Source organism: Gordonia hankookensis, assembly GCF_014673215.1.
Lineage (GTDB): Bacteria > Actinomycetota > Actinomycetes > Mycobacteriales > Mycobacteriaceae > Gordonia > Gordonia hankookensis.
This window is the reverse complement of record NZ_JACWMS010000002.1, coordinates 571984-592964: the sequence shown is the minus strand read 5'-3', so window position 1 is coordinate 592964 and position 20981 is coordinate 571984. Positions and strand designations below refer to the sequence as shown.

Sequence of the window (20981 nt, the reverse complement as noted above, 5' to 3'; positions counted from 1 at the left end):
AACTCCCACGATCACGGAAAGCATCCGGTGTTCGTGGGAGTTCTGCGTGAACGAGGTTCAGGCGCTCCGAGTCGTCGCCGTGAGGTGCGGATACCCCTTGCGCCGGTTGAGGATCGACAGGTCGAAGTTGCCGCTCATATTCGCTCCGCTCCCGGCGCCGGCTCCGTCGATCCGCCGCGTGTAGAGATTCACCTTGGCGGGCAACAGGATCGGCTTGCCGAAGCGCACCGTGTAGGTGACGTCGTCGGGTAACTGTGCCTCGACGTTGGCGATTGCCGCTGCCGCACTCCACATCCCGTGCGCAATGGCCTTCGGGAAGCCGAATGCCTTGGCCGTCAGGTTGCCCATGTGGATGGGATTGCGGTCACCGGACGCCTCGGCGTACTGGCGGATGCGCCCGAGGTCGACTGAGAGCACCGCGTCCGGGGGCGGCGGCGCGATCTCCTTGGGCGCCGGCCCACGCGGTTCGTCGGACAGGCTGGTTCGCTGCTGCTTGAGGAACGTCGCCACCTGCGTGGTCACGAGTTCCGAACCGACGCGGACCTCCGAGATCATGTCGACCAGCAGGCCCTTGCGGTGCTCGCGCAGGTTCTCCGCATGTGTGTCGATGGTCAGCGGCTCGTCGACACCGATCGGCCGAAGCCGGTGGATGCTGTTCTCGACATGCACCGAACCGACGGCGCCGAACGGAAAGTCGTTGTCGGTCATGACCTTCATCGCCAGCGGGAACTGCAGCACGAACGGGTACGTGACCGGGAGCGTCGAGCCGAACCGTTGCCCGGTGACCCGCGTGTAGGCGTGCAGCCGTTGCGCATCCACGCGGATGTTCTCCAGGCGGTAGCGCCGGTCCGGGATGGTGGCGTCGGCGCGCACGGTGGCCGGCTTGCCGATGACCGGCAGCATGGCGCCGACGGCCTTGGAGTACACCTCCGCGGTGCCCGGTGCGCTCGGGAGCGTGATCGTCTTGGCCATCACGCACCCAGGAATCCCTGGCCGCACACGCGGACCACGTTGCCGGTGATGGCGCTCGACGCCGGGCTCGCGAAGTAGGCCACGGTCTCCGCGACGTCGACGGTCTGGCCGCCCTGCTGCAGCGAGCTCATCAGGCGTCCGGCCTCGCGCGTGGCCACCGGGATGGCCGCGGTCATCTTGGTCTCGATGAAGCCGGGGGCCACCGCGTTGATGGTGATGCCCTTCTCCGCCAGGATCGGCGCATACGTGTCGACCAGTCCGATCACACCCGCCTTGGACGCGCCGTAGTTGGTCTGGCCGCGGTTGCCTGCGATGCCCGCGATGGAGGAGACGTCGACCACGGAACCGCCCTCACGCAGTGCGCCTTTCTCCAGCAGGTCGTTGACCAACCGCTGCGGTGCGATCAGGTTGACCCCGATGACGGCGTCCCAACGCGATGCGTCCATGTTGGCGAGCAGTTTGTCGCGGGTGATGCCGGCGTTGTTGACGATGATGTCGATGCCGCCGTGGCGCTCGAGTGCGTGTTCGGCGAGCTTGGTGCCTGCGTCGTCGGCGGTGACGTCGAGCGGGAACGCGGTGCCCTTGATGCGGTTGGCCGTCTCCGACAGGGCCTCGCCTGCCTGCGGGACGTCGGCGGCGATCACATGGGCGCCGTCGCGGGCCAGCACCTCGGCGATGGTGGCACCGATGCCGCGGGCGGCACCGGTCACCACGGCGACCTTGCCGGCCAGCGGCTTGTCCCAGTCGGCAGGGGCCTTCGCATCGTCGGCGCCGACCCGGATGACCTGCGCGTCCACGAATGCCGACTTCGCGGAGAGCACGAACCGGATGGTCGACTCGAGCCCGGTCAGCCCGGTCTTGGCGTCGGGGGACACGTAGACCAGCTGGACCGTGGCGCCCTTCTGCAGTTCCTTGCCCACCGAGCGGGTGAAGCCCTCGAGCGCACGTTGCGCGACGTGCTCGTTCGGATCGCTGATCAGCTCGGGCGTGGTGCCGATGACCAGGAACCGCGCCGACGGCGCGAGTGAGCGCATGTTCGGCGCGAAGAACTCGAACAGCTCACGCAGCTCCGCCGGCGAGGTGATCCCGGTCGCGTCGAAGACCAGGGCGCCGTACTTGTCGGCGCTGCGGCCGGTGGTGGCGTTCTGGATCACGTCGTAGTCGGGCGAGGTGAGGATCTCGCGCAGCGGCTCGACCACGCGGCCGGCGCCGCCGAGCAGCACGGGGCCCGGCAGGGCGGGTTCGGAGGGCTTGTACCGACGCAAGGTGGGTGGGACCGGCAGGCCCGCCTGCTTGGCGATGAACGAACCGGGGGCGGAGTGGACGAAATTCGAGTACAGGCCAGTGGCTGCCACGGGATATCTCCTCAGGTTTCTTCGGCAGGTCGGTCAGACGGTGCGGTATGTGCGACGACGCCTGAGTGAGCGTCGTTCGACAACTAACTTACTCATGAGTAAGAATAGCTCATAGACATCGAACTACACCCCCTGGGAGATCGAAGTGGCTCAAGCACCCAAGACCCGCAGCACGCGTCCGGTCGCGATCCTCGGCGGCAACCGGATTCCGTTCGCCCGCCAGGACAAGGCCTATGCAAAGGTCAGCAACCAAGAGATGTTCACCGCAGCCCTCGACGGGCTGGTGAGCCGCTTCAACCTGCAGGGCGAGCAGCTCGGCATGGTCGCAGGCGGCGCGGTGCTCAAGCATTCGCGTGACTTCAACCTCATCCGTGAGTGTGTGTTGGGGTCGTCGCTCTCCCCGTACACGCCGGCCTTCGACATCCAGCAGGCGTGCGGCACCGGCCTGCAGGCGATCGTCGCCGTCGGTGACGGCATCGCGTCCGGTCGCTATGACGTCGCGGTCGGTGGCGGTGTGGACACCACCTCGGACGCGCCGATCGGTGTCTCGGAGTCGATGCGTCGTCAGATGCTCGAGGTCAACCGTGCCCGCAGCGTCAAGGACCAGGCCCTCGCCGCCCTGAAGCTGCTCCCGAAACTGGGCATCGAGATCCCGCGCAACGGCGAGCCGCGCACGGGTATGTCGATGGGTGAACATGCCGCCATCACCGCCAAGGAGTTCGGCGTCAAGCGGGCCGATCAGGACGCACTGGCCGCGGCCAGTCACCAGAACATGGCCGCCGCCTACGACAGTGGCTTCTTCGACGACCTGATCACGCCGTTCCTGGGTCTCACCCGGGACCAGAATCTGCGTGGCGACTCCACCGCGGAAAAGCTCGCCACGCTCAAGCCGGTGTTCGGGGTCTCGCTGGGCGACGCGACGATGACCGCGGGCAACTCGACCCCGCTCACCGACGGCGCCTCGACGGTGCTGTTGTCGACCGACGAGTGGGCCGACGCGAAGGGTCTGCCGGTGCAGGCCTATCTGGTGGACAGCGAGAGCGCGGCCGTCGACTACGTCAACGGGCCCGACGGTCTGCTGATGGCACCGACCTATGCGGTGCCGCGTCTGCTCGAGCGCAACGGACTCGCGCTCCAGGACTTCGATTTCTACGAGATCCATGAAGCATTCGCCTCGGTGGTGCTCGCGACGTTGGCCGCGTGGGAATCCGATGAGTACTGCAAGGAGCGCCTCGGCCTCGACAACGCGCTCGGTGCGATCGACCGCACCAAGCTCAACGTGCACGGATCGTCGCTCGCCGCGGGCCACCCGTTCGCGGCCACCGGCGGCCGGATCATCGCGCAGGCGGCCAAGACGATCAAGGAGAACGGTGGCGGTCGCGCGCTGATCTCGATCTGCGCGGCCGGTGGTCAGGGCGTCACCGCGATCGTCGAGGGGTAGGCCTCACCAGCCCCGACATCGATCCGATCACGCTCGGTGAAAAAAATTCCGGGATAGATGTAACGCAACGCAAAGTAGCGTAGATATACGAGTAGCTCCGGCTGAGCTGCCAGACCCCCGACCCGGCAGCTCGGCCGGGGCGCCTACTTTTTCCGGCGCCTCTCGCCACCCCCTTCTGCGGTTCTCCACATATGGTTGATTTCGTGAGCACGTTTCCGACAGCGCGTACCGCGGTGCGCACCATGGTCGGTGCGCTCGCCGTCGTGAGCGTGGTACTCGCCACCGATCTCGTTCTGACCAAGGACCAGACCGCACGCGGCGTTGTCGTGGCGGGTGTGCCTGCGGGGCATCTCGACCGGGACGAGGCCCAGAAGGTCGTCGACGAACTGTCGGCCCGCACCACCGAACCGGTCTGGCTTCGCACGGAGTCGGGCACCGCGATGGTCGACGCCGAGGCGCTCGGACTCACCTTCGACCCCGCTGCGACGCTGGACCGACTGATGGAACAGCCGAAGAATCCGTTCACACGGCTGGCGGGCATGGTCGGCATGTCTGCGACGGTCGACCCCGTCGTGCACATCGATCGCGCGGCGCTCGACAGGACGCTCGACGACCGACAACCGACCCTCGAGAAGGCGGCCGTCGAGGGTGCGGTGCGGTATGAGGGCGTCACTCCGGTCGAGGTCATGCCGGTCGCGGGCGAGCGGGTCGCCCACGATGCTGCTGCCGCGACGCTCGCCGAGAGATGGCTCGACGGGCAGCCGATCGATCTGCCGCTCGAGGATTTCGATCCGACGGTGTCGGCCGACGTGGTCCGTGCCACCGCGGCCGGCCCCGCCGCCCGCGCCGTCGCCGGACCGCTCACACTCAAGGGCTCCGACGGCAAGTCCGTGCGCGTGGAGCCCGCCCAGCTCGGATCGATCCTGTCCTTCGGCCCCGACGGTCAGGGCGGACTGCGGCCGGTCATCGACCCCGAGAAGGGTGCGGCCCTGCTCGGTCCCCGGCTCGCGGCCACCGAGCGCAAGCCCGTCGATGCCACGTTCTCGGTGCGGACGGGCAGTCCGACCGTGGTACCGGCCCGTGACGGCGCCCGGGTCGATTGGACGAAGACCTTCGCCTCGATAGCGGCGGTGGCGACCGGTGCCGATGCCTCAGACGAACGTGTCGTCGCGGTGGCCTACAAGCCTCTCCCGGCGCGTCTGACGACGGACGCTGCTCGCAATCTCGGTGTCCGCGAGGTGGTCGGCGAGTTCACGACGTCGGGATTCACCAGCGCGTCGGGTGAGAACATCCGGCTCGTCGCAGAGGAGGTCGACGGTGCGCTGGTCCTGCCGGGCAAGACGTTCTCGCTCAACACCCACACCGGACCCCGTGGGACCGCACAGGGCTACGTGACGTCGACGATCATCGACCACGGCCACGCCGCCAAGGCGGTCGGCGGTGGCATCTCGCAGTTCGCGACGACGCTCTACAACGCGTCGTACTTCGCCGGCCTCGAGGACGTCGACCACACCGAGCACTCCTACTACATCTCCCGCTATCCGGAAGCACGCGAGGCCACCGTCTTCGAGGGGGCCATCGACCTCGTGTTCCGCAACAACACGCCGCATGGGGTCTACATCGAGACGAACTGGACGCCGTCGGACGTGACGGTCCGGATGTGGAGTACCACCACCATGGACGTCGAGTCGATCACCGGCACCCGCCACGCCTACACCGAGCCGCCGCTGGTGAAGCTGCCGAAGGGCGACGACTGCATGGCCTCGAGCGGCAGCCGCGGATTCACCACGTCCAACACCCGGGTGATCTCCGACGCGACGAGCGGCGCGGAGGTTCGCCGGCACACCCGCACCGTGAAATACGATCCGGAACCGAAGGTCGCCTGCGTCTGACGGCCCGCTGGTGAGTGCCACCGAGCAATCGCTCGGTGCGGGTGTCGGCGATGCCATCCTGCGATGTAATCTCCACCTCGTGGATATCAATGGAGCAAGTGCAATTGTCACGGGCGGCGCATCCGGTATCGGTGCGGCGGCGGTTCGCCAGCTGGCGGCCAAGGGGGCCAAGGTCGTCGTCGCCGACCTGCAGGCCGACAAGGGCGAGGAGCTGGCCAAAGAGGTCGGGGGCACCTTTGTGCGCGTCGACGTCACCGACACCGCGCAGATCGAGGCGGCCGTCACCAAGGCAACCGAGCTCGGCCCGCTGCGGGCCCTGGTGAACTCGGCAGGCATCGGCTGGGCCCAGCGCACCATCGGCAAGGACGGCGAGTTCTCGTCGGCCCACGATCTCGATGCCTACAAGAAGGTCATCGCGATCAACCTGATCGGCACCTTCGACTGCATCCGGCTCGCCGCGACCGCGATGAGCCGCAACGAGCCGCTCGAGTCGGGCGAACGCGGTGCGGTCGTCTCGATGGCCAGTGTCGCGGCCTTCGACGGTCAGATCGGCCAGGCCTCGTACTCGTCGTCGAAGGGCGGCGTCGTCGGCATGACCCTGCCGGTCGCGCGTGACCTCGCCGCGGTGGGCGTGCGCGTCAACACCATCGCCCCCGGCCTGATCGACACCCCGATCTACGGTGAGGGAGAGGCCTCGGAGGCGTTCAAGGCGAAGCTCGGCGAGTCCGTGCTGTTCCCGCATCGTCTCGGCAAGCCCGACGAACTGGCGTCGATGGTCGTCGAGCTGGTCACCAACTCGTACATGAACGCCGAGGTCATCCGCGTCGACGGTGGCATCCGGATGCCACCGAAGTAGTCCCGACCACTCGATCCGGACGGAACTCCCACTGGCACACGATGTTTCGTGTGCCAGTGGGATTTTTCCATTGATCAGGGTTTGAGGTCGTCGCCGCTGCAGGCGCCCTCGGTGAGGTGGTTTCTCGCCCATTCGATGAGCGCCTCGAGAACCGGCGAGATCGCCTTGCCGTCGGCGGTGAGTGCGTAGGTCACGGTCACCGGGGGGCCCGGGTCGACGCTGCGTTCCACGAGGTTGGCCCTCGTCAGTTCGTTGAGGCGGTCCGACAGCATCGAATCGCTGATCCCCAGGCCGCGTTTGAGTTCGGCGAAACCGGCCGGACCGTGCATGAGGGTACCGAGCAGCAGCCCGTTCCAGCGCTTGCCGAGGAACAGAAATGCCCGGGAGAGCGTCGCGTCGCAGGCAGGTGGTTCGGCCTCGGGGGCCGGGGTCACCGTTGGCGCGCGACGAGGGGTCATGGAGTCGATGGTATCAACGAACACCATCCGGATCGGTGTAGCTTCTAATTTAGTAGTAGCATCGCAAAAGCAAGCTACATTCAACACAGGAGCAATGCCATGATCGACGTCCGTAGCGACCTCGAACCACTGAACGACACCGGCCGGTCGCTGTTGTTCACCGACGCACGCACCGCCAACTCGTTCGCCGATGTCCCGGTGTCCGACGAGGAACTGCGCGGCATCTGGGACCTCGCCAAGTGGTCGCCGTCCGGCGGCAACGGACAGCCGCTGCGCGCACTGTTCATCCGCACGTCCGAAGGGCGGGAGCGGTTGGCGCCCCACATGCTGGACAGCAACCGCGACAAGGTCCTCGCCTCGCCCGCGGTGGCGGTGCTCGCCTACGACAGCCGGTTCCACGACCACTTCTCGACGACCTTCCCCGATCGCGCGGAGATGCTCGCCGAACGCTTCGGGTCGATGCCCGACGAGATCGTCGAGAGCATGGCCGAATACAACGCCGCTCTGCAGTCCGGGGTCTTCCTGCTCGCGGTGCGGGCGCACGGTCTCGCGGCAGGCCCGATGGGCGGATTCGACCGCGCGGGTGTCGACGCCGAGTTCTTTGCCGGCACGACGTGGAAGAGCCATCTGGTGGTCAACATCGGCCATCCCGGTGAGAACCCATGGTTCGATCGGCTGCCCCGGGTGCCCGCCGAGACCGCCGTGGCCTGGGCCTGACGCCTCCGCGGCGACACGAAAAACTCCCACTCACACACGATGTTTCGTGTGTGAGTGGGAGTTCTCGGTGTGTGTCGTGAGCGACGAACCGATCAGAAGACCGCTTCGTCGACCTCCATGATGTCCGCGTCGATGTTCTCGACGGTGCCGCGGACGGCGGTCAGCAGCGGGAGCATGGACTTCGCGAAGAAGCTGGCGACGGCGACCTTGCCCTCGTAGAAGGACTTGTCGTCATCCGTTGCGCTCCCGGCGCCGGCATCCAGAGCGGCGAGGGCCACCTCGGCCTGACGCAGCAGCAGCCACCCGATGAGGAGGTCGCCCACCGACAGCAGGAAACGCACCGAGCCGAGGCCCACCTTGTAGAGCTCCTGCGGGTTCTCCTGGGCGTTCATCAGGTAGCCGGTGAGGCTCGCGGCCATCGCCTGCACGTCGTCTACGGCGGTCTTCAGCAGGGCTCGCTCGGTCTTCAGGCGACCGTTGCCACCCTCGCTGTCGAGGAATTTCTGGATCTCTCCCGAGACATGGGCGAGGGCCTGGCCCTTGTCGCGGATGATCTTGCGGAAGAAGAAGTCCTGCGCCTGGATGGCCGTGGTGCCCTCGTAGAGCGAGTCGATCTTCGAGTCGCGGATGTACTGCTCGATCGGGTAGTCCTGCAGGAAGCCGGAACCGCCGAGGGTCTGCAGCGACTCGTGGCCGAGGGTGCCGTAGGCGCGCTCGGAGCCGACGCCCTTGACGATCGGCAGCAGCAGGTCGTTGACCTTGTGCGCCATCTCGGCATCCGCGCCCGAGACAATCTGAGCGGCAACGGGATCCTGATGCGATGCGGTGTAGAGGTAGATCGCGCGCAGACCCTCGGCGTAGGCCTTCTGGGTCATCAGCGAACGACGCACGTCCGGGTGATGCGTGATGGTGACGCGCGGCGCGGTCTTGTCGGTCATCTGGGTCAGATCGGCGCCCTGCACACGCTCCTTGGCGTAGTCCAGCGCGTTGAGGTACCCGGTCGACAGAGTGGAGATGGCCTTGGTGCCCACCATCATCCGCGCATGCTCGATGACGTCGAACATCTGCGCGATGCCGTCGTGCACCTCGCCGACGAGCCAGCCGACGGCAGGCGTGCCGTGCTGGCCGAAGCTGAGTTCGCAGGTGGCCGAGGCCTTGATGCCCATCTTGTGCTCGACGTTGGTGACGAAAACGCCGTTGCGCTCGCCCAATTCGCCGGTCTCGTGGTCGAAGTGGAACTTCGGCACGAAGAAGAGCGACAGGCCCTTGGTGCCCGGCTTTGCGCCCTCGGGACGCGCGAGTACCAGGTGGAAGATGTTCTCGGTCATGTCCTGGTCGGCGGAGGTGATGAATCGCTTCACGCCGTCGATGTGCCAGGTGCCGTCTTCCTGCTTGACGGCCTTGGTGCGGGCCGCACCAACGTCCGAGCCTGCATCGGGCTCGGTGAGCACCATCGTTGCGCCCCAGCCACGTTCGGAGCAGATGGCGGCCCACTTCTTCTGCTCGTCGGTGCCGTTGTCGAAGAAGATGTTCGCAAAGCCCGAGCCCGCGGCGTACATGAAGACAGGCGGGTTGGCGCCGAGGATCATCTCGCCGATGGCCCAGTAGAGCGACCGCGGTGCGGGCAGGCCGCCGAGCTCTTCGGCGATGCCGATCTTGTCCCAGCCACCCTCGACGAGGGCGTTGTAGGACTTCGTGAATCCCTCGGGGATCGCGACGCTGTGCGTCTCCGGGTCGAAGACCGGCGGGTTGCGGTCGGCCTCGGTGAACGACTCGGCGATCGGCCCCTCGGCCAGGGTCTTGACCTCGCGAAGCATGTCGACGGCCGTCTCGTGGTCGAGATCGCCGAAGTCACCCTCTTCGAGCACCTTGTCGAGGTCGAACATCTCGAACAGGTTGAAGTGGAGGTCGCGCATGTTGCTCTTGTAATGGCCCATGAAAGTTTCCTTCTCTGACAAGTCCGGGTGGGCTACGAGTCGTTCGGCGATCGCATATGTTACTCGCCGGTAACCTCAGGATACCTCCGATCCCGTGCGCAGACCAACTCGATCAGGGTGTGATCAGCACTGACGCCCACCAGCAGGGACTTCGGCCGTGAGGGCCGGACGAAACGGACGGTTTTCGCGCCGTCGGCGGGGGTGAACGACGGTGATCGTGGCACCAAGGGCGACGGTGAGTCCGACGACCGTCGTCGGAGTGAGGGGTTCGCCGAACATCGCCGCGCCCCACAGGGTGGTGACCGGCGGCATGAGGAACATCAATGCGTTGACCGAGGTGATGCCGAGGCGGTCCACGAGGATCCAGTAGAGGCCGTATCCGCCGAGCGTCGACATTCCGATGAGCCAGGCGATCGCCAGCCAGAACCCCGCCACGGCAGGCGGCGTCGCGGTGCCGGTGACCAGGCAGATCGCGGTGAAGATGATCGCCGAGGTGATGCAGTGGACCGCGAGCGACTCGGTACGGGTCAGGGTGGTGGTCGCGCGTCGATCCAGAAAGGTGGCCGCGACCAGGCTCGCCATCCCGGCGAGGGGGACCAGATAGGCCCACCAGGGTGCGGCCGTGGCCGACGTGGCGGCATCTGTCCACGTCACGATCACCACTCCGGTGGCGCCGAGCAGGAGTCCGATCCACTGCCGTCCGCTCACGGCGGCGCCGAGGAGTGGTCCGGCCAGCACGGCCACTGCCAGCGGTTGCACGCCGTCGATCAGCGCGGTGGTCCCGGTGCTGACGCCGAGTCCGATCGCCCAGTACACGGTCAGGGTGTATCCGCACTGCGACAGTGCGCCGACCCCGACCTGGACCGCCCAGCCGCGCCGGGCCGGGCGGGTGCCGGGTGAGCGGCGTTCGAGAACTGCGGCGACAACGGCGAGGGCCAGGGCGACGGGCACGAAGCGCCACATCAGCAGCGTGGTCGCCGGAGCGTCGGACGCTGCGAGCTTGGCCCCGATGAACCCCGACGACCAGGACGCGACGAACAGGATCGAGAGGCAGGCGCTGATCCACACAGTCGACCTGCGTGCCGATATACCGATCGGTGAAGTTGGCATTGGGTCGACTTTACCGATCGGTGTAGTCTGTGTCATGTGACCACCGAGATCGATTGGACGCCGAAGGCGAGGGCGATTCTGGACGCCGCGTCGGAACTCTTCTATGCGCAGGGAATCCACGCCGTCGGCGTGGAGGCGATCGCCGAGCGGGCGGGCGTCACCAAGAGGACGCTCTACGACCGATTCGGGTCGAAGGAGCGACTCGTGGTGGAGTACCTGCTCGCCCGTGACGCTTCATGGCGAGCATTCCTGGCCGACCGGCTGGCGGCCGCCGACAGCAGTGTGGTCGCACAGGTGTCCGCCGTCTTCGACGCGAGCCACGTCTGGGCCGCGGAGCGAGGTCCCAAGGGCTGCAGCATGATCAACGCCCATGCAGAGATCAGCGATCCCGCGCATCCCGCCTATCCCGTCATCGTCGGACAGAAGCGATGGATGCTGGAGCTGTTCACCAGGATCGTCGACTCCGCGGGGACGCGGGCACCCGGGGCGATCGCGGCGCGACTGATGCTGCTGCACGAAGGGGCGCTCGTCGCCGCGGGGATGGGCGTCGTCGAGGACGCGTTCGACGAGGCGAGATCGCTTGCCGTCGAGCTGCTGCGGTCAGAGCGCGTCGCGTAGATACCTCAGGTCGTCGGGGATGCCCTCGGCGGGCGTCTCCAGGATCACCGGCGCGCCCGCGGCCTTGGCGACCGCGGCCAGGACGGCTGGTTCGATGTGGCCGTCGCCGAGATTCGCGTGCCGGTCCCGCCCGGAGTCGAACTCGTCGCGCGAATTGTTGAGGTGCACCAGGTCGATGCGACCGGTGATGCCCTTGACCCGTTCCACCAGTCCGACGAGGTCCTCGCCGCCGGCCCAGGCGTGGCAGGTGTCGAGGCAGAAGCCCGCCTGATCGAAATCGCCGACCGACTCCCAGAGGCGGTCGATCGCCTCCAGTGTGCGGGCCATCGCGTGGTCACCACCCGCGGTGTTCTCGATCAGGATCGGCACGCCGAAACCGCCCTTGTCGACCTGGCGATCGAAGAGCTTGCGCCAGTTTGCGAATCCCTCTCGTGCATCCTCGCCGTCACGGAGATGGCCGCCGTGCACGACAAGTCCGAACGCGCCGAGCTCGGCCGCGGCCGTGGCCTGTTGCTCGACCGCTTTACGGGACGGCATCCGCAGCCGGTTGTTCAGACTCGCGACGTTGATCTGATAGCTCGAGTGCACGACGACGTCGATGGCCGAATCGCGGATCGCCTCGGCATCCGGTCGGGGCGCGGGCTTCTTCCAGCCCTGCGGATCGGTGACGAACATCTGGAAGACGTCGATGCCGAGTTCGTTCGCGGTGGACAGCGGGTCGGTGTCCTCACGCAGATGTGCTCCGATGCGCATGGGCCAACGATAGTGTGCGCCGGCCGTCACTCGCCGACGGCCGGCACCGTCTCGATCGTGATCGGGACCCCGGTCGCGATCAGGAGTCGGCACGGGGCCTGCGAACCGTTGTAGAGACTGAGCCATTCGTGGCCGCGGCTGCCCTCGGCGTACACCGAGTCGAGGGCGCGATCGAGTCTCGCCTCGGCCTCCTTGGTGATGATGTAGCGCTGGTCGCCGTATCGAAGGTAACGGTCGGGCACGGCACTCCTCCCCAGGTCCGATTGGTGTGATACCGATCACGATCCTAGGGGAAATCGGCGGCCGCGACGGGCGCGCGGCGGTTTGCTGGTCACCAAACGCCCGATGATCACTAGGCTGACGGCAAGTGAATACGCAGGGTGCCCCGAGCGGGGGCGTGGGTGGGCAGGAATCTCGGGTGAGCATTGACGACGCGGTCGACGTCCAGGACTCGGACGATGATGCGAGATCGAAGTCTCGCCGTGCCGTGAGCAAGAAGTCCGGGGAGGACCCCGACGGGACAAGCGGATCGGACAACTCCGGGGCCGCCGATGCCGGCGAACCCGAGACCGGCGAGACATCTGCGCCGGAAACCGAGCCGTCCGGCGTCGAACCGGTGCTCGACGACATCGCGGCCGCTGCGTCGACCGATCCCGAACCAGGGAGTCCTCGAGACCTCACCATGGTCCGACGCGTCGCGATCGCTGCCTGGGTCGTGTTCATGGTCGTCGAGGTCGCCCTCAACGGGCTGGCCTTCGACCGTACGCAACTGATCGTCCTGCTCTGTCTGGGCATGCTGGCCGCCACCATCGGGCGGCGCAAGGCGATCAGCGTGATCATCGACTGGCTGCCGTTCGCGTTGATCCTCGTGCTCTACGACTGGACCCGCGACGTCGCGCGCATCGTCGACATGCCGACACAGTGGCATCTGGCACCCGACGTCGACCATGCACTGTTCGGCGTCAATCCGACGGTGTGGCTGCAGGAGCACCTGAAAGGCGCGTCCCCGCCCTGGTGGGAGGTCATCACCAGCGTCGTCTACATGTCGTACTTCATCGTCCCGTATGCGGCCGCGGCCGTGCTCTGGCTGCGTGATCGATCGGCGTGGCGCCGTTACGCGGCGTGTTTCGTGGCGACGACATTCCTCGCGCTGGTCGGTTACACGCTGGTCCCGGCCGCACCGCCGTGGGCGGCCGCTCGCTGTACCGCCGAGCAGGTGGTCGACCATCCGCGCGAGCCGATGTGCATGACCAACGAGGCAGGCGCACCGGGTGGCGGCATCCTCGGTGACGTCACGCCCACGCAGCCCGGCGCGGCGCCGTACGTCGAGCGGATCTCGGCCCGCGGCTGGAACGTCCTGAACATCCACGCGGCCTCGACGCTGGTCGAGGTGGGGCAGGGCAAGGCAAACCTCGTCGCGGCGATCCCGTCGCTGCACGCCGGTCTCACGATGTTGCTGGCGTTGTTCATGTGGCCTCGGGTCAAGGCGCTGGGCAAGACGTTGTTCATGGGTTACGCGCTCGCGATGGCCTTCACGCTGGTCTACACCGCCGAGCACTACGTGTTCGACATCCTGCTCGGCTGGGCGTTGGCGGCATTCGTCATCGTCGTCGCGAATCTGGTCGACAAGTACTGGCTGATCCCGCGAAAGCAGCGACGTGAGGCGGCCGAGGCCGAGGCCCAGCCGGAAGCCGGGGCCGAGGCCGGGGTGACTGCGCCCCGGTAGGCTCGTCGGCGTGTCGATCGTCCGTCTCCGCAGGCTGCCCCGCAGCGCGCCCGGAGCCGGTCTGTTGCTGACCGTGGCGACGGCGATCCTGATCATGCACACCGTCGTTGCGCATTGCGCGACCGGTGGCGGTCATCATGAGCCCTCGGGCGCCGGCCATCCGCCGTCCTCGTCGGTGATGCAAGCGGCAGAGCACGGGGTCCTCGACGACACCACGATGAGCGGTACCGACTGCGGGCTGCATCAGCATGCGTGCGTGTTCATCCGTGCCGGTGATCCCGACGTCATCATCCTGGCCGTCCTCGTACTGGCCTGGGGCTTCCCCATCCCGCCGTTGCTCCGTTCGGTGCGCGGGTGGCTGCGTCTGCGGGCGGGCCGACCCCCTCCGTGGGCCATCCCGACACATCTGCGATTGCAGGTGATCCGCTGCTGATGGGCTCGTGCCGGACTGTGTGTCCGGTCGCCGATCAGCCCTGCCTGCGCGCGTCCACCCGGATGCCGCGCGGGTCGGATTCACCACTCCTGCAGAGGATTCTTCGATGAAACGACAGACAACCGCATGCTCGATCCTGCTCGCGACCGCCCTTCTCGGGGCGTGTTCGACCGGCACAGACGACCAGGCGACGAGCTCGCCCGCGACCTCGGCCTCCGCTTCGGCCGTCGCCGGGTCGGAGTCGGTGTCGCACAACGACGCCGACATCGCCTTCAACCAGATGATGATCCCGCATCATCGTCAGGCGCTCGCGATGGCCGAACTCGTCGACGAACGCACCACGACGCAGGCGATCCGTGCCCTCGCCGAGCGGATCGAGAACGCCCAGCAACCCGAGATCGACCAGATGACCACCCGCCTCGCCGACTGGGGCGTCCCGGCCGAACCGGCCGAGTCGAATGAGCACGCCGGCCACGGCGGCGATGGCGGCCACTCGATGTCGGGCATGATGGCCGACGACGAGATGGCCGCGCTCACCGACGCGCGCGCAACGGAGTTCGACCGATTGTGGCTCGACGGGATGATCCGCCATCACCAGGGTGCGGTCGCGATGGCCGATGACGAACTCGCGCGTGGCATCGACGGTCCCTCACGGGCTCTCGCGCAACAGATCAAGGCCTCTCAGCAGGCGGAGATCGGTGAGATGAAGCAGATGCTCGGGCAGTGACCCGTCGGCCGGGTGCCCCGCCACGGCGGGGTGCCCGGCCGTGGCGGCCCGATGCGGGTCGCGCGTCAGGGCTTGTTCAGCGGAAGCCGCATCAGATAGACCTGATACCCGGTGTAGATCGAGTAGGTGAAGTACAGCGAGCTGCCCTTGGACCACGGGTGGATGAAGGGTGCGTACCCGGAGTACGGGTCGTTTGCCGGCACCACGATCTCACCGGAGCTCCACGGACCCCATGGATTGTCGGCGGTCCGCAACACCACACCGTTGTCCTTGGTGCCCAGCGAGATGTACTTGCCGAGATAGTCGTTCCAGGCGACCGACAACTCGCCGGTCGGCGCAGCCATCACCGGGGTGGCCGACTCCGGATTGTTCTTGACCCAGTGACCCCACGAGAAGTACTCGTACTTGCCGAGATGTTCGATGTCCTTCTCGTTGACCCGCGCCAGGTAGACCGAACCCCAGCGTCCGTCGGGTGTTCCGTACGTGTAGACGGTGTTGCCGACCTTCAGGTAGGCGGCCATCTGGAACTTGTGGTTGCCGCCGCCGTTCGGCCGGAATGCGTTCACCGCCTTCCAGTTCTGGCCGTTGTCGGTGGAAGCGGCGAGACCGGACCAGTTGGTGAACCAGATCCCCGGCGGTCCCCAGTGCTTCACCGACATGACGTTCATGTACTGCTTGCCGTTCGCCGCGATGCCCGCGGTCGGGATGATCGTGACCTCACGGCGCAGATCCGGCTTCAGCAGTCGCTTGGCGTTGCCCGGGCTGCCGGCGTGGCCGGTGAACGTCATGCCGTCGGAGAGATTGTGGTCGGTGCTGCGCAGCAGGACGTTGGAGCGCCAGTACCAGAGCTGGCCGTAGAGCAGTGACCATCCGTTGAACGACTGGGTGTCCCCGAAGGCGGTCATGATCTCGCCGTGACCGTTGTCCCACATGACACCGAGGTCGGTACCGACGATGTTGTATCTGCCGACCGTGTCGTTGATCGAACCCGGCCCGGTGAGGCGTGCGACGACCTTGCCGTTACCGGCTGCGACCGGGAAAGCGTCGGCGGATGGCGTGGTTGCCAGGCTCACCGTCAAAGTGGTCGCGAGGGCGGAAACCGCGAATGCCGTTCTCCATCGTCCTAGACGCCGCATCATGAGCGAGACCCTATCAAGACCTGATAGTCATCGGAGCGCGACATAAGGTCTGTCAGCCTTCGGCATACCTTTCGCCGGGTTTCACCGATGTGAAATCGATGGTCGCCGCCGCATTCTCCACGCCCGTGACCATGCCGACCCCGAATTGTCCGTCGACGTCGTAGAGGTTGGCGGTGCTCGTCGAGATCCCGTCGGTCTCCAGGTGGGTGGCCGCCTCGACACCGATCCGGGTGCCGACCGGCAATCGGGACAACGCGACGGTGAGATCGCAGTTGATGTAGGCGATGCCCGCGGTGCCCCAATTGCAGACCAGGCTGGTCGACTCCCCGCTGATCACCGCACGCTGGAACGGCGTCGGATCCTCCCCGACGACGGTGGAGACGGCACGGGTCCACAGCCATTTCCGCTGCCCGTGCTGCTGGGCGGCCATGTCCTGGCTCCAGATGATCTCCCCGCCGTGTTCCGATGTGGTCCCGTACCAGGGGAAATGATCGTCGGCATCGGTCTCGGGCGGCCGGAACCGGGTTGCGTCGGCAGGCCTGCTCCAGCGTTCGCCCGGTGGATCGGTGCTCTCCCTGACGAACACGGTGGTGCTGCGCGCGACGATCACCTCGACACCGTCGGCGGCCTGGATCACGTCGACCTCGGCGACCTTGATCCGCCTGCCGTCGCGGACGAGTCGGCCCCGCGTGACCGTGACGGTGTCCCTGGCGACCTTGAACAGTTCGATGGTGAACCGTGCAGTGCGGAATCCCTCCGTCGCGAACTCGTCTTCGGCGGCGCGGGCGGCGAGCGCGCACACCGCGGGACCGTTCAACGTCGACGGCGCCCAGAGGCTGGCCGCGAATCGGGTGGGGGTGTATCCGCGGGATTCTTCCGCACTGGAATCGGCCGTCCCGGAATCGTGCGAGAAGAATGCGATCAGCGACACTGATTTTCCCTTCTGTTCGGCGGGTGAATGTGGTGTCGCACCCTCCGAGACGTACTAACCTGCCTCCATGACAATTGCAGATTACGCAAGGCAGATTCCGAACGAATTGGTGAATGCCGTTCGCTCGATGATGATCGCGACGTCCATCGTGGGAATCGTCTTGGGAATCATCGCGCTGATATGGCCGGGCGCGACGCTGCTCGTGATCGGTGTCCTGTTCGGGATCTCGTTGATCGTGGCCGGGCTGTTCCGGATCTATACGGCCTTCGCGGCCAACCTGTTGTCCGGTGGCTGGCGGTTCGTCCTCGGCCTCGTCGGGGTGCTGATCCTCGCGGCGGGCATCATCGCGCTGTTCAATCCCGAGGAGTCGCTGGTGTTCCTGGCGATCTTCATCGGTATCGGCTGGATCTTCCAGGGCGTCGCCGATCTGGCGCACGCCGTGGCCGGTTCGGTGCATACGCCGCGGTGGCTGCTGGTGCTCTCCGGTGTCGTCGCGATCATCGCGGGCATCGTGATGATGGCGATCCCCGGACTCGCATTGGCCACCTTCCTGTGGGTCGCCGCGATCATGCTGATCGTGGTCAGCGTGGTCACGCTGGTGACACTGCCCAAGAAGATCGAGGAACCGACGATCTGAGCCAGACGATCTGAGCCGGCAGGCTCGCCGTCGCCCCGGAGTTCAGGCGATGGCGAGCCCGTCGAAGGTCACCGACGCGCGCGCCGACTCCGCGTTGGCCGGGAGCTCGTCGACGAGCCGGTTGATCATCACCAGTACGTCGTGGCTGTGGGTCAGCCGTGCGGTGTCGATGAGGGTGTTGCCGACGAGGGCGTCGTCGGTGGCGATCATCGCCAGCGGATCGGCGTCGGTACGGTGGGCGACCGCCGCTGCCAGCAGCCGCCGGGCCTGGTCGGGGTCGGCATCCCACAGTGCGTCGGCGGTGGTCAGGTAGAGGCGGACGGCCGGCGGATAGTCGTGCAGGTTGAGCAGTGCCCACGCCCAGTGCTTGGCCACGTCGACGGTGTCGGTCTGGCCCGGTCCATGGGTCCGCACGTACTTCCCGTGGAGTTCACGGCACAACGGCGTCGAGTCCGCCCAGAGATGCAGCTGCGACATGCACCGGACGCAGTCGTGGAGATTCGACAGGTACTTGATCGAGTACGGGCCCTCGCGACGGGACCGGATCTCGCGCAGCACCGAGAATTCGGCGAGGGCATGGGTGTATTCGCCCGCCGAGAGCAGGGCCTCGGCCTCGTCCTGCATCTCCTCGATCATTCCTCGATTGTTCCGCAAACTGCCCGGATGCGAGCGCTTTCGTCCGAGAAGGCGCAAAAGTGTTCCGACTCCCGCGCATCACGCACTCCGTTGCTAGCCTCGCGCCATGACATCAGGAGATCCGACGAATCCGAACGATCCGAACGGCCCCGGGTACAACCCACCCGGTGGTCACACCCCGCCGCCCGGCTACGGGTCCCAGCCGCCCGGAGGTGGCTGGGGGACACCGCCGGCCGGTGGCGGCTACGGGGCACAGCCCGCCGGTGGCGGTTACGGGACACAGCCCGCCGGTGGCGGTTACGGGCCGCCGTCGGGCGCGGGTCATGGCGCGCAACCGTCCGGTGGGTTCGGTGGATACCCCGCCGCGCCGCCGACCGGCCCCGGCCAGGCGTCGTCGAAGGGCTTCTTCGCCGCCCTGTTCGACTTCGGGTTCAACTCCTTCGTGACACCCGCGCTGGTGAAGGTCGTGTACATCCTCGGCACGATCGTCCTCGGCCTGGGCGTCATCGTCTTCATCATCGCGGGGTTCGCGGAGAGTATCGGTGCGGGCATCGTCGCGCTGATCCTGGCCCCGATCATCGGGCTGATCTACCTCGCATTCCTGCGGGTGACCCTGGAGCTCTATTACGCCGTGGTCCGGCTGTCCGAAGACGTCCACCATCGTGGCAACGGACGATTGTGAGAGCCAACGCCATGGCCACGGGCTGACGTCCGGGTGCCGAGACGGCGAACCGGCCGCCACCCGAGGGTGGCGGCCGGTTCGTCCGTTGCGGTGGCGCCGAGATCCGTACCGCGAGATCAGTACTGCTGATTGGGCGGGTAGGGCGGCGGTGCCTGCGGCGCCGCGAGGCCGGCGGCCGCGATCTGTCCGCCGGTGAAGAACCGGTAGGCGTACGTGCTCGCGATCACGGTGACCGGGATCGACACCAGGAGGCCGACCAGGCAGACGATGGCGCCGACGATGTTGAGTCCGATGCATGCCAGGGCCAGCAGGAACAGCGGACCGGCGTTCTTGCTGATCACCGAGAAGCTCGCCTTGATGCCTGCGATCGCGTCCAGGTCGCGATCCACCACGAAGGTGAGTGACCAGTAGGCGAGGAAGGCGAAGATGATGCCCGGGATGATGATCAGGATCAGGCCGATGTAGGTGCCGATCGCCACGAGAAGCGCGGTGATGATCACCGGTCCGAAGTTGAGCCGGAAGAAGTTCCCGATCGCGGGCTTGCCGCCGTCGAGTTCATCCAGTGCGCCTCGGACGAACGCACCCTGGAACACGTAGCCGACGATCGCGCTGATGATGCCGAACACCAGCTCGATCCACAGCGCGGACGACGCCCTGCCGATCCCGCTGATCACACCCGAGACGATGACCGCGATCAGGACCATCAGAATCCACGGAAGAGCGTTGTCCTTGTAGCGGTTCCAGCCGTAACTGATCGCATCACCCACGGAGAACTGCGATGTCGCGGGTGCGCCGTAGCCCGAGGCCCCGGGGACCGCGCCGTACGCACCGCCCGGGGGCGGACCGTACCCACCCGGGGGCGGCCCGTATCCGCCCGGCTGACCACCGGGGGGCGGGGGAGGCGGGTAGCTGCCGCCGGGCGGGGGGTAGTTGCCACCCGGAGGGGGGTATCCCGATCCCGGTGGCGGTGAACCCGGCGGCGGGTACGAGCCGGGCGGCGGATAGCCGCCGGGAGGCGGCGGGGTCGACCCGGCTGGGGGGCCCGACGCGGGCGGGGGTGATCCCGGTGGCGGCGATCCGGGGGGTGGGTACGACCCGGGAGGCGGAGAGGATGGAGGCGGAGAGGATGGAGGCGGAGAGGATGGAGGGGGAGAGGACGGTGGCGGATTTCCGGCAGCGGGTTCCGGGGCCTGCCCGGGGTATCCGGCACCGTCGTCGGGCTCGGGGTTGCCGGGATTGCGTGGATCGGGCGGTGTGGTCATGGGTCGGAGGATACGGAACCTCGGCCGCGGACCACGGTGTTTCCGGTTTGCCGCGGCGTGTCAGTGACAACAATGCTTCGGACGCTCGACGACGGTCCATGCGTGTCGTGTCGACGGTGCGACGATTCTCCGTCGCGGTGGATCCCGCCCGTCGGGACTGGCATCGTGAAGGTCGTGAGTGACATCGGCAGCACCCCGGAAGGGTCCGACGGCGAATACAGCCTCGACGACGACGACCAGCTCCAGCCCGAGGACACCCTCGACGATCGTGGTGTGGACGACGTCCTCGACGAGGGTTACTCGCCGCCGGATCACCGTCCGAGCGGCGCACGTCGAGGGCTGACCGCACAGGAACAGCGGGATGGCGAGACCCTCGACGAGCGGCTCTCCGAGGAGGAACCCGACATCGGCGCGAGCGACCCGCTCGACGACATCGAAAAGGATTGGCGCTCACACGCTTCCGATCGTGACGACGCTTACGACGACACCGATCAGGCCGGCGGCGGCCGGGCGGGCCGGCTGATCGCGCCCGACGAGGGCACCGGGGTGGACGACGAGCAGGAGTCCATCGCCACCGATGCCGGTATCGACGGGGCGGGCGCCTCGGCCGAGGAGGCCGCGGTGCACTACATCGACGTCGACACAGTCGAGGAATCCGAAGAGGCCGACCGGGACGGCGACTGATCCCGGCTCACGTCT

At 67.0% G+C, this 20981-nt stretch carries 22 protein-coding genes; 11 read left to right on the top strand and 11 right to left on the bottom strand.

Going from position 1 to position 20981, the window contains the following annotated elements; all coding sequences use genetic code 11:
• Positions 1–57: 57 nt before the first annotated feature.
• Both IDF66_RS10020 and IDF66_RS10015 read right to left on the bottom strand, forming a co-directional pair.
• The gene (locus tag IDF66_RS10020; RefSeq protein ID WP_190266726.1) at positions 58–972 is read right to left on the bottom strand and encodes a MaoC/PaaZ C-terminal domain-containing protein; all 915 of its coding nucleotides are present in this window, start codon (positions 970–972) and stop codon (positions 58–60) included.
• Complete coding sequence (locus IDF66_RS10015; protein WP_164308215.1) at positions 972–2327, bottom strand: 3-oxoacyl-ACP reductase; 1356 nt, start codon at positions 2325–2327, stop codon at positions 972–974. The genes IDF66_RS10020 and IDF66_RS10015 overlap by 1 nt, the downstream gene beginning before the upstream one ends.
• A gap of 145 nt (positions 2328–2472) precedes the next feature.
• On the opposite strand from IDF66_RS10015, the gene IDF66_RS10010 reads away from it, so the two are divergent.
• The 3 genes from IDF66_RS10010 (at position 2473) to IDF66_RS10000 (ending at position 6516) form a co-directional block, all read left to right on the top strand.
• Positions 2473–3768: an acetyl-CoA C-acetyltransferase gene (locus IDF66_RS10010; RefSeq protein WP_190266725.1), complete on the top strand. Its 1296-nt coding sequence runs from the start codon at positions 2473–2475 to the stop codon at positions 3766–3768.
• A gap of 191 nt (positions 3769–3959) precedes the next feature.
• Positions 3960–5660 carry a VanW family protein gene (locus IDF66_RS10005; protein WP_417398483.1) on the top strand — a complete coding sequence of 567 codons (1701 nt, stop codon included), beginning with the start codon at positions 3960–3962 and terminating at the stop codon, positions 5658–5660.
• A 79-nt stretch (positions 5661–5739) separates the two neighbouring features.
• Positions 5740–6516: an SDR family NAD(P)-dependent oxidoreductase gene (locus IDF66_RS10000; RefSeq protein ID WP_164308217.1), complete on the top strand. Its 777-nt coding sequence runs from the start codon at positions 5740–5742 to the stop codon at positions 6514–6516.
• Positions 6517–6590: 74 nt separating this feature from the next.
• Here the strand turns inward: IDF66_RS10000 and IDF66_RS09995 are convergent, their stop codons facing one another.
• Positions 6591–6974, bottom strand: a complete 384-nt coding sequence (locus tag IDF66_RS09995) for a winged helix-turn-helix transcriptional regulator (protein ID WP_164308218.1) — start codon at positions 6972–6974, stop codon at positions 6591–6593.
• A gap of 99 nt (positions 6975–7073) precedes the next feature.
• Between IDF66_RS09995 and IDF66_RS09990 the strand changes: the two genes are divergently transcribed.
• Positions 7074–7691: a malonic semialdehyde reductase gene (locus IDF66_RS09990; protein WP_190266724.1), complete on the top strand. Its 618-nt coding sequence runs from the start codon at positions 7074–7076 to the stop codon at positions 7689–7691.
• Between the two features lie 92 nt (positions 7692–7783).
• Here the strand turns inward: IDF66_RS09990 and IDF66_RS09985 are convergent, their stop codons facing one another.
• Both IDF66_RS09985 and IDF66_RS09980 read right to left on the bottom strand, forming a co-directional pair.
• The gene (locus IDF66_RS09985) at positions 7784–9628 is read right to left on the bottom strand and encodes an acyl-CoA dehydrogenase (protein WP_164308220.1); all 1845 of its coding nucleotides are present in this window, start codon (positions 9626–9628) and stop codon (positions 7784–7786) included.
• Between the two features lie 123 nt (positions 9629–9751).
• A complete protein-coding gene (locus tag IDF66_RS09980) occupies positions 9752–10690 on the bottom strand; it encodes a DMT family transporter (protein WP_190267425.1) in 939 nt (312 codons plus the stop codon).
• 84 nt (positions 10691–10774) lie between these two features.
• Here IDF66_RS09980 and IDF66_RS09975 point away from each other — a divergent pair, with 84 nt between their 5' ends.
• Positions 10775–11356, top strand: a complete 582-nt coding sequence (locus IDF66_RS09975) for a TetR/AcrR family transcriptional regulator (protein ID WP_387998855.1) — start codon at positions 10775–10777, stop codon at positions 11354–11356.
• Here the strand turns inward: IDF66_RS09975 and IDF66_RS09970 are convergent.
• A complete protein-coding gene (locus tag IDF66_RS09970) occupies positions 11339–12109 on the bottom strand; it encodes a deoxyribonuclease IV (RefSeq protein WP_164308221.1) in 771 nt (256 codons plus the stop codon). The genes IDF66_RS09975 and IDF66_RS09970 overlap by 18 nt on opposite strands.
• A 26-nt stretch (positions 12110–12135) precedes the next feature.
• On the bottom strand, positions 12136–12351 hold the full coding sequence (locus IDF66_RS09965; protein WP_164308222.1) for a hypothetical protein: 216 nt from the start codon (positions 12349–12351) through the stop codon (positions 12136–12138).
• Positions 12352–12527: 176 nt separating this feature from the next.
• On the opposite strand from IDF66_RS09965, the gene IDF66_RS09960 reads away from it, so the two are divergent.
• The 3 genes from IDF66_RS09960 to IDF66_RS09950 all read left to right on the top strand — a co-directional run bounded on the left by IDF66_RS09960 (position 12528) and on the right by IDF66_RS09950 (position 14995).
• Positions 12528–13835, top strand: coding sequence for a phosphatase PAP2 family protein (locus tag IDF66_RS09960; RefSeq protein ID WP_387998860.1), 1308 nt, complete (start codon positions 12528–12530; stop codon positions 13833–13835).
• A 10-nt stretch (positions 13836–13845) separates the two neighbouring features.
• Complete coding sequence (locus IDF66_RS09955; protein WP_190266723.1) at positions 13846–14268, top strand: hypothetical protein; 423 nt, start codon at positions 13846–13848, stop codon at positions 14266–14268.
• Between the two features lie 106 nt (positions 14269–14374).
• Positions 14375–14995, top strand: coding sequence for a DUF305 domain-containing protein (locus IDF66_RS09950; RefSeq protein ID WP_190266722.1), 621 nt, complete (start codon positions 14375–14377; stop codon positions 14993–14995).
• A 65-nt stretch (positions 14996–15060) separates the two neighbouring features.
• Here the strand turns inward: IDF66_RS09950 and IDF66_RS09945 are convergent, their stop codons facing one another.
• Together IDF66_RS09945 and IDF66_RS09940 are read right to left on the bottom strand one after the other, a co-directional pair.
• Positions 15061–16134 (bottom strand): DUF4185 domain-containing protein, encoded by a 1074-nt coding sequence (locus IDF66_RS09945; RefSeq protein WP_190266721.1) that lies wholly within the window; start codon positions 16132–16134, stop codon positions 15061–15063.
• Positions 16135–16186: 52 nt separating this feature from the next.
• Complete coding sequence (locus tag IDF66_RS09940) at positions 16187–17065, bottom strand: acyl-CoA thioesterase domain-containing protein (RefSeq protein WP_190266720.1); 879 nt, start codon at positions 17063–17065, stop codon at positions 16187–16189.
• Between the two features lie 67 nt (positions 17066–17132).
• On the opposite strand from IDF66_RS09940, the gene IDF66_RS09935 reads away from it, so the two are divergent.
• A complete protein-coding gene (locus IDF66_RS09935; RefSeq protein WP_190266719.1) occupies positions 17133–17702 on the top strand; it encodes an HdeD family acid-resistance protein in 570 nt (189 codons plus the stop codon).
• A 42-nt stretch (positions 17703–17744) separates the two neighbouring features.
• On the opposite strand, the gene IDF66_RS09930 is transcribed toward IDF66_RS09935, so the two are convergent.
• Positions 17745–18338, bottom strand: a complete 594-nt coding sequence (locus IDF66_RS09930; protein ID WP_164308228.1) for a hypothetical protein — start codon at positions 18336–18338, stop codon at positions 17745–17747.
• Positions 18339–18444: 106 nt separating this feature from the next.
• On the opposite strand from IDF66_RS09930, the gene IDF66_RS09925 reads away from it, so the two are divergent.
• Complete coding sequence (locus IDF66_RS09925) at positions 18445–19020, top strand: DUF4282 domain-containing protein (RefSeq protein WP_190266718.1); 576 nt, start codon at positions 18445–18447, stop codon at positions 19018–19020.
• Positions 19021–19136: 116 nt separating this feature from the next.
• On the opposite strand, the gene IDF66_RS09920 is transcribed toward IDF66_RS09925, so the two are convergent.
• Complete coding sequence (locus IDF66_RS09920; protein WP_190266717.1) at positions 19137–19787, bottom strand: DUF2189 domain-containing protein; 651 nt, start codon at positions 19785–19787, stop codon at positions 19137–19139.
• A gap of 660 nt (positions 19788–20447) precedes the next feature.
• Between IDF66_RS09920 and IDF66_RS09915 the strand changes: the two genes are divergently transcribed.
• Complete coding sequence (locus IDF66_RS09915; protein WP_164308231.1) at positions 20448–20966, top strand: DUF5709 domain-containing protein; 519 nt, start codon at positions 20448–20450, stop codon at positions 20964–20966.
• Positions 20967–20981: the final 15 nt, after the last annotated feature.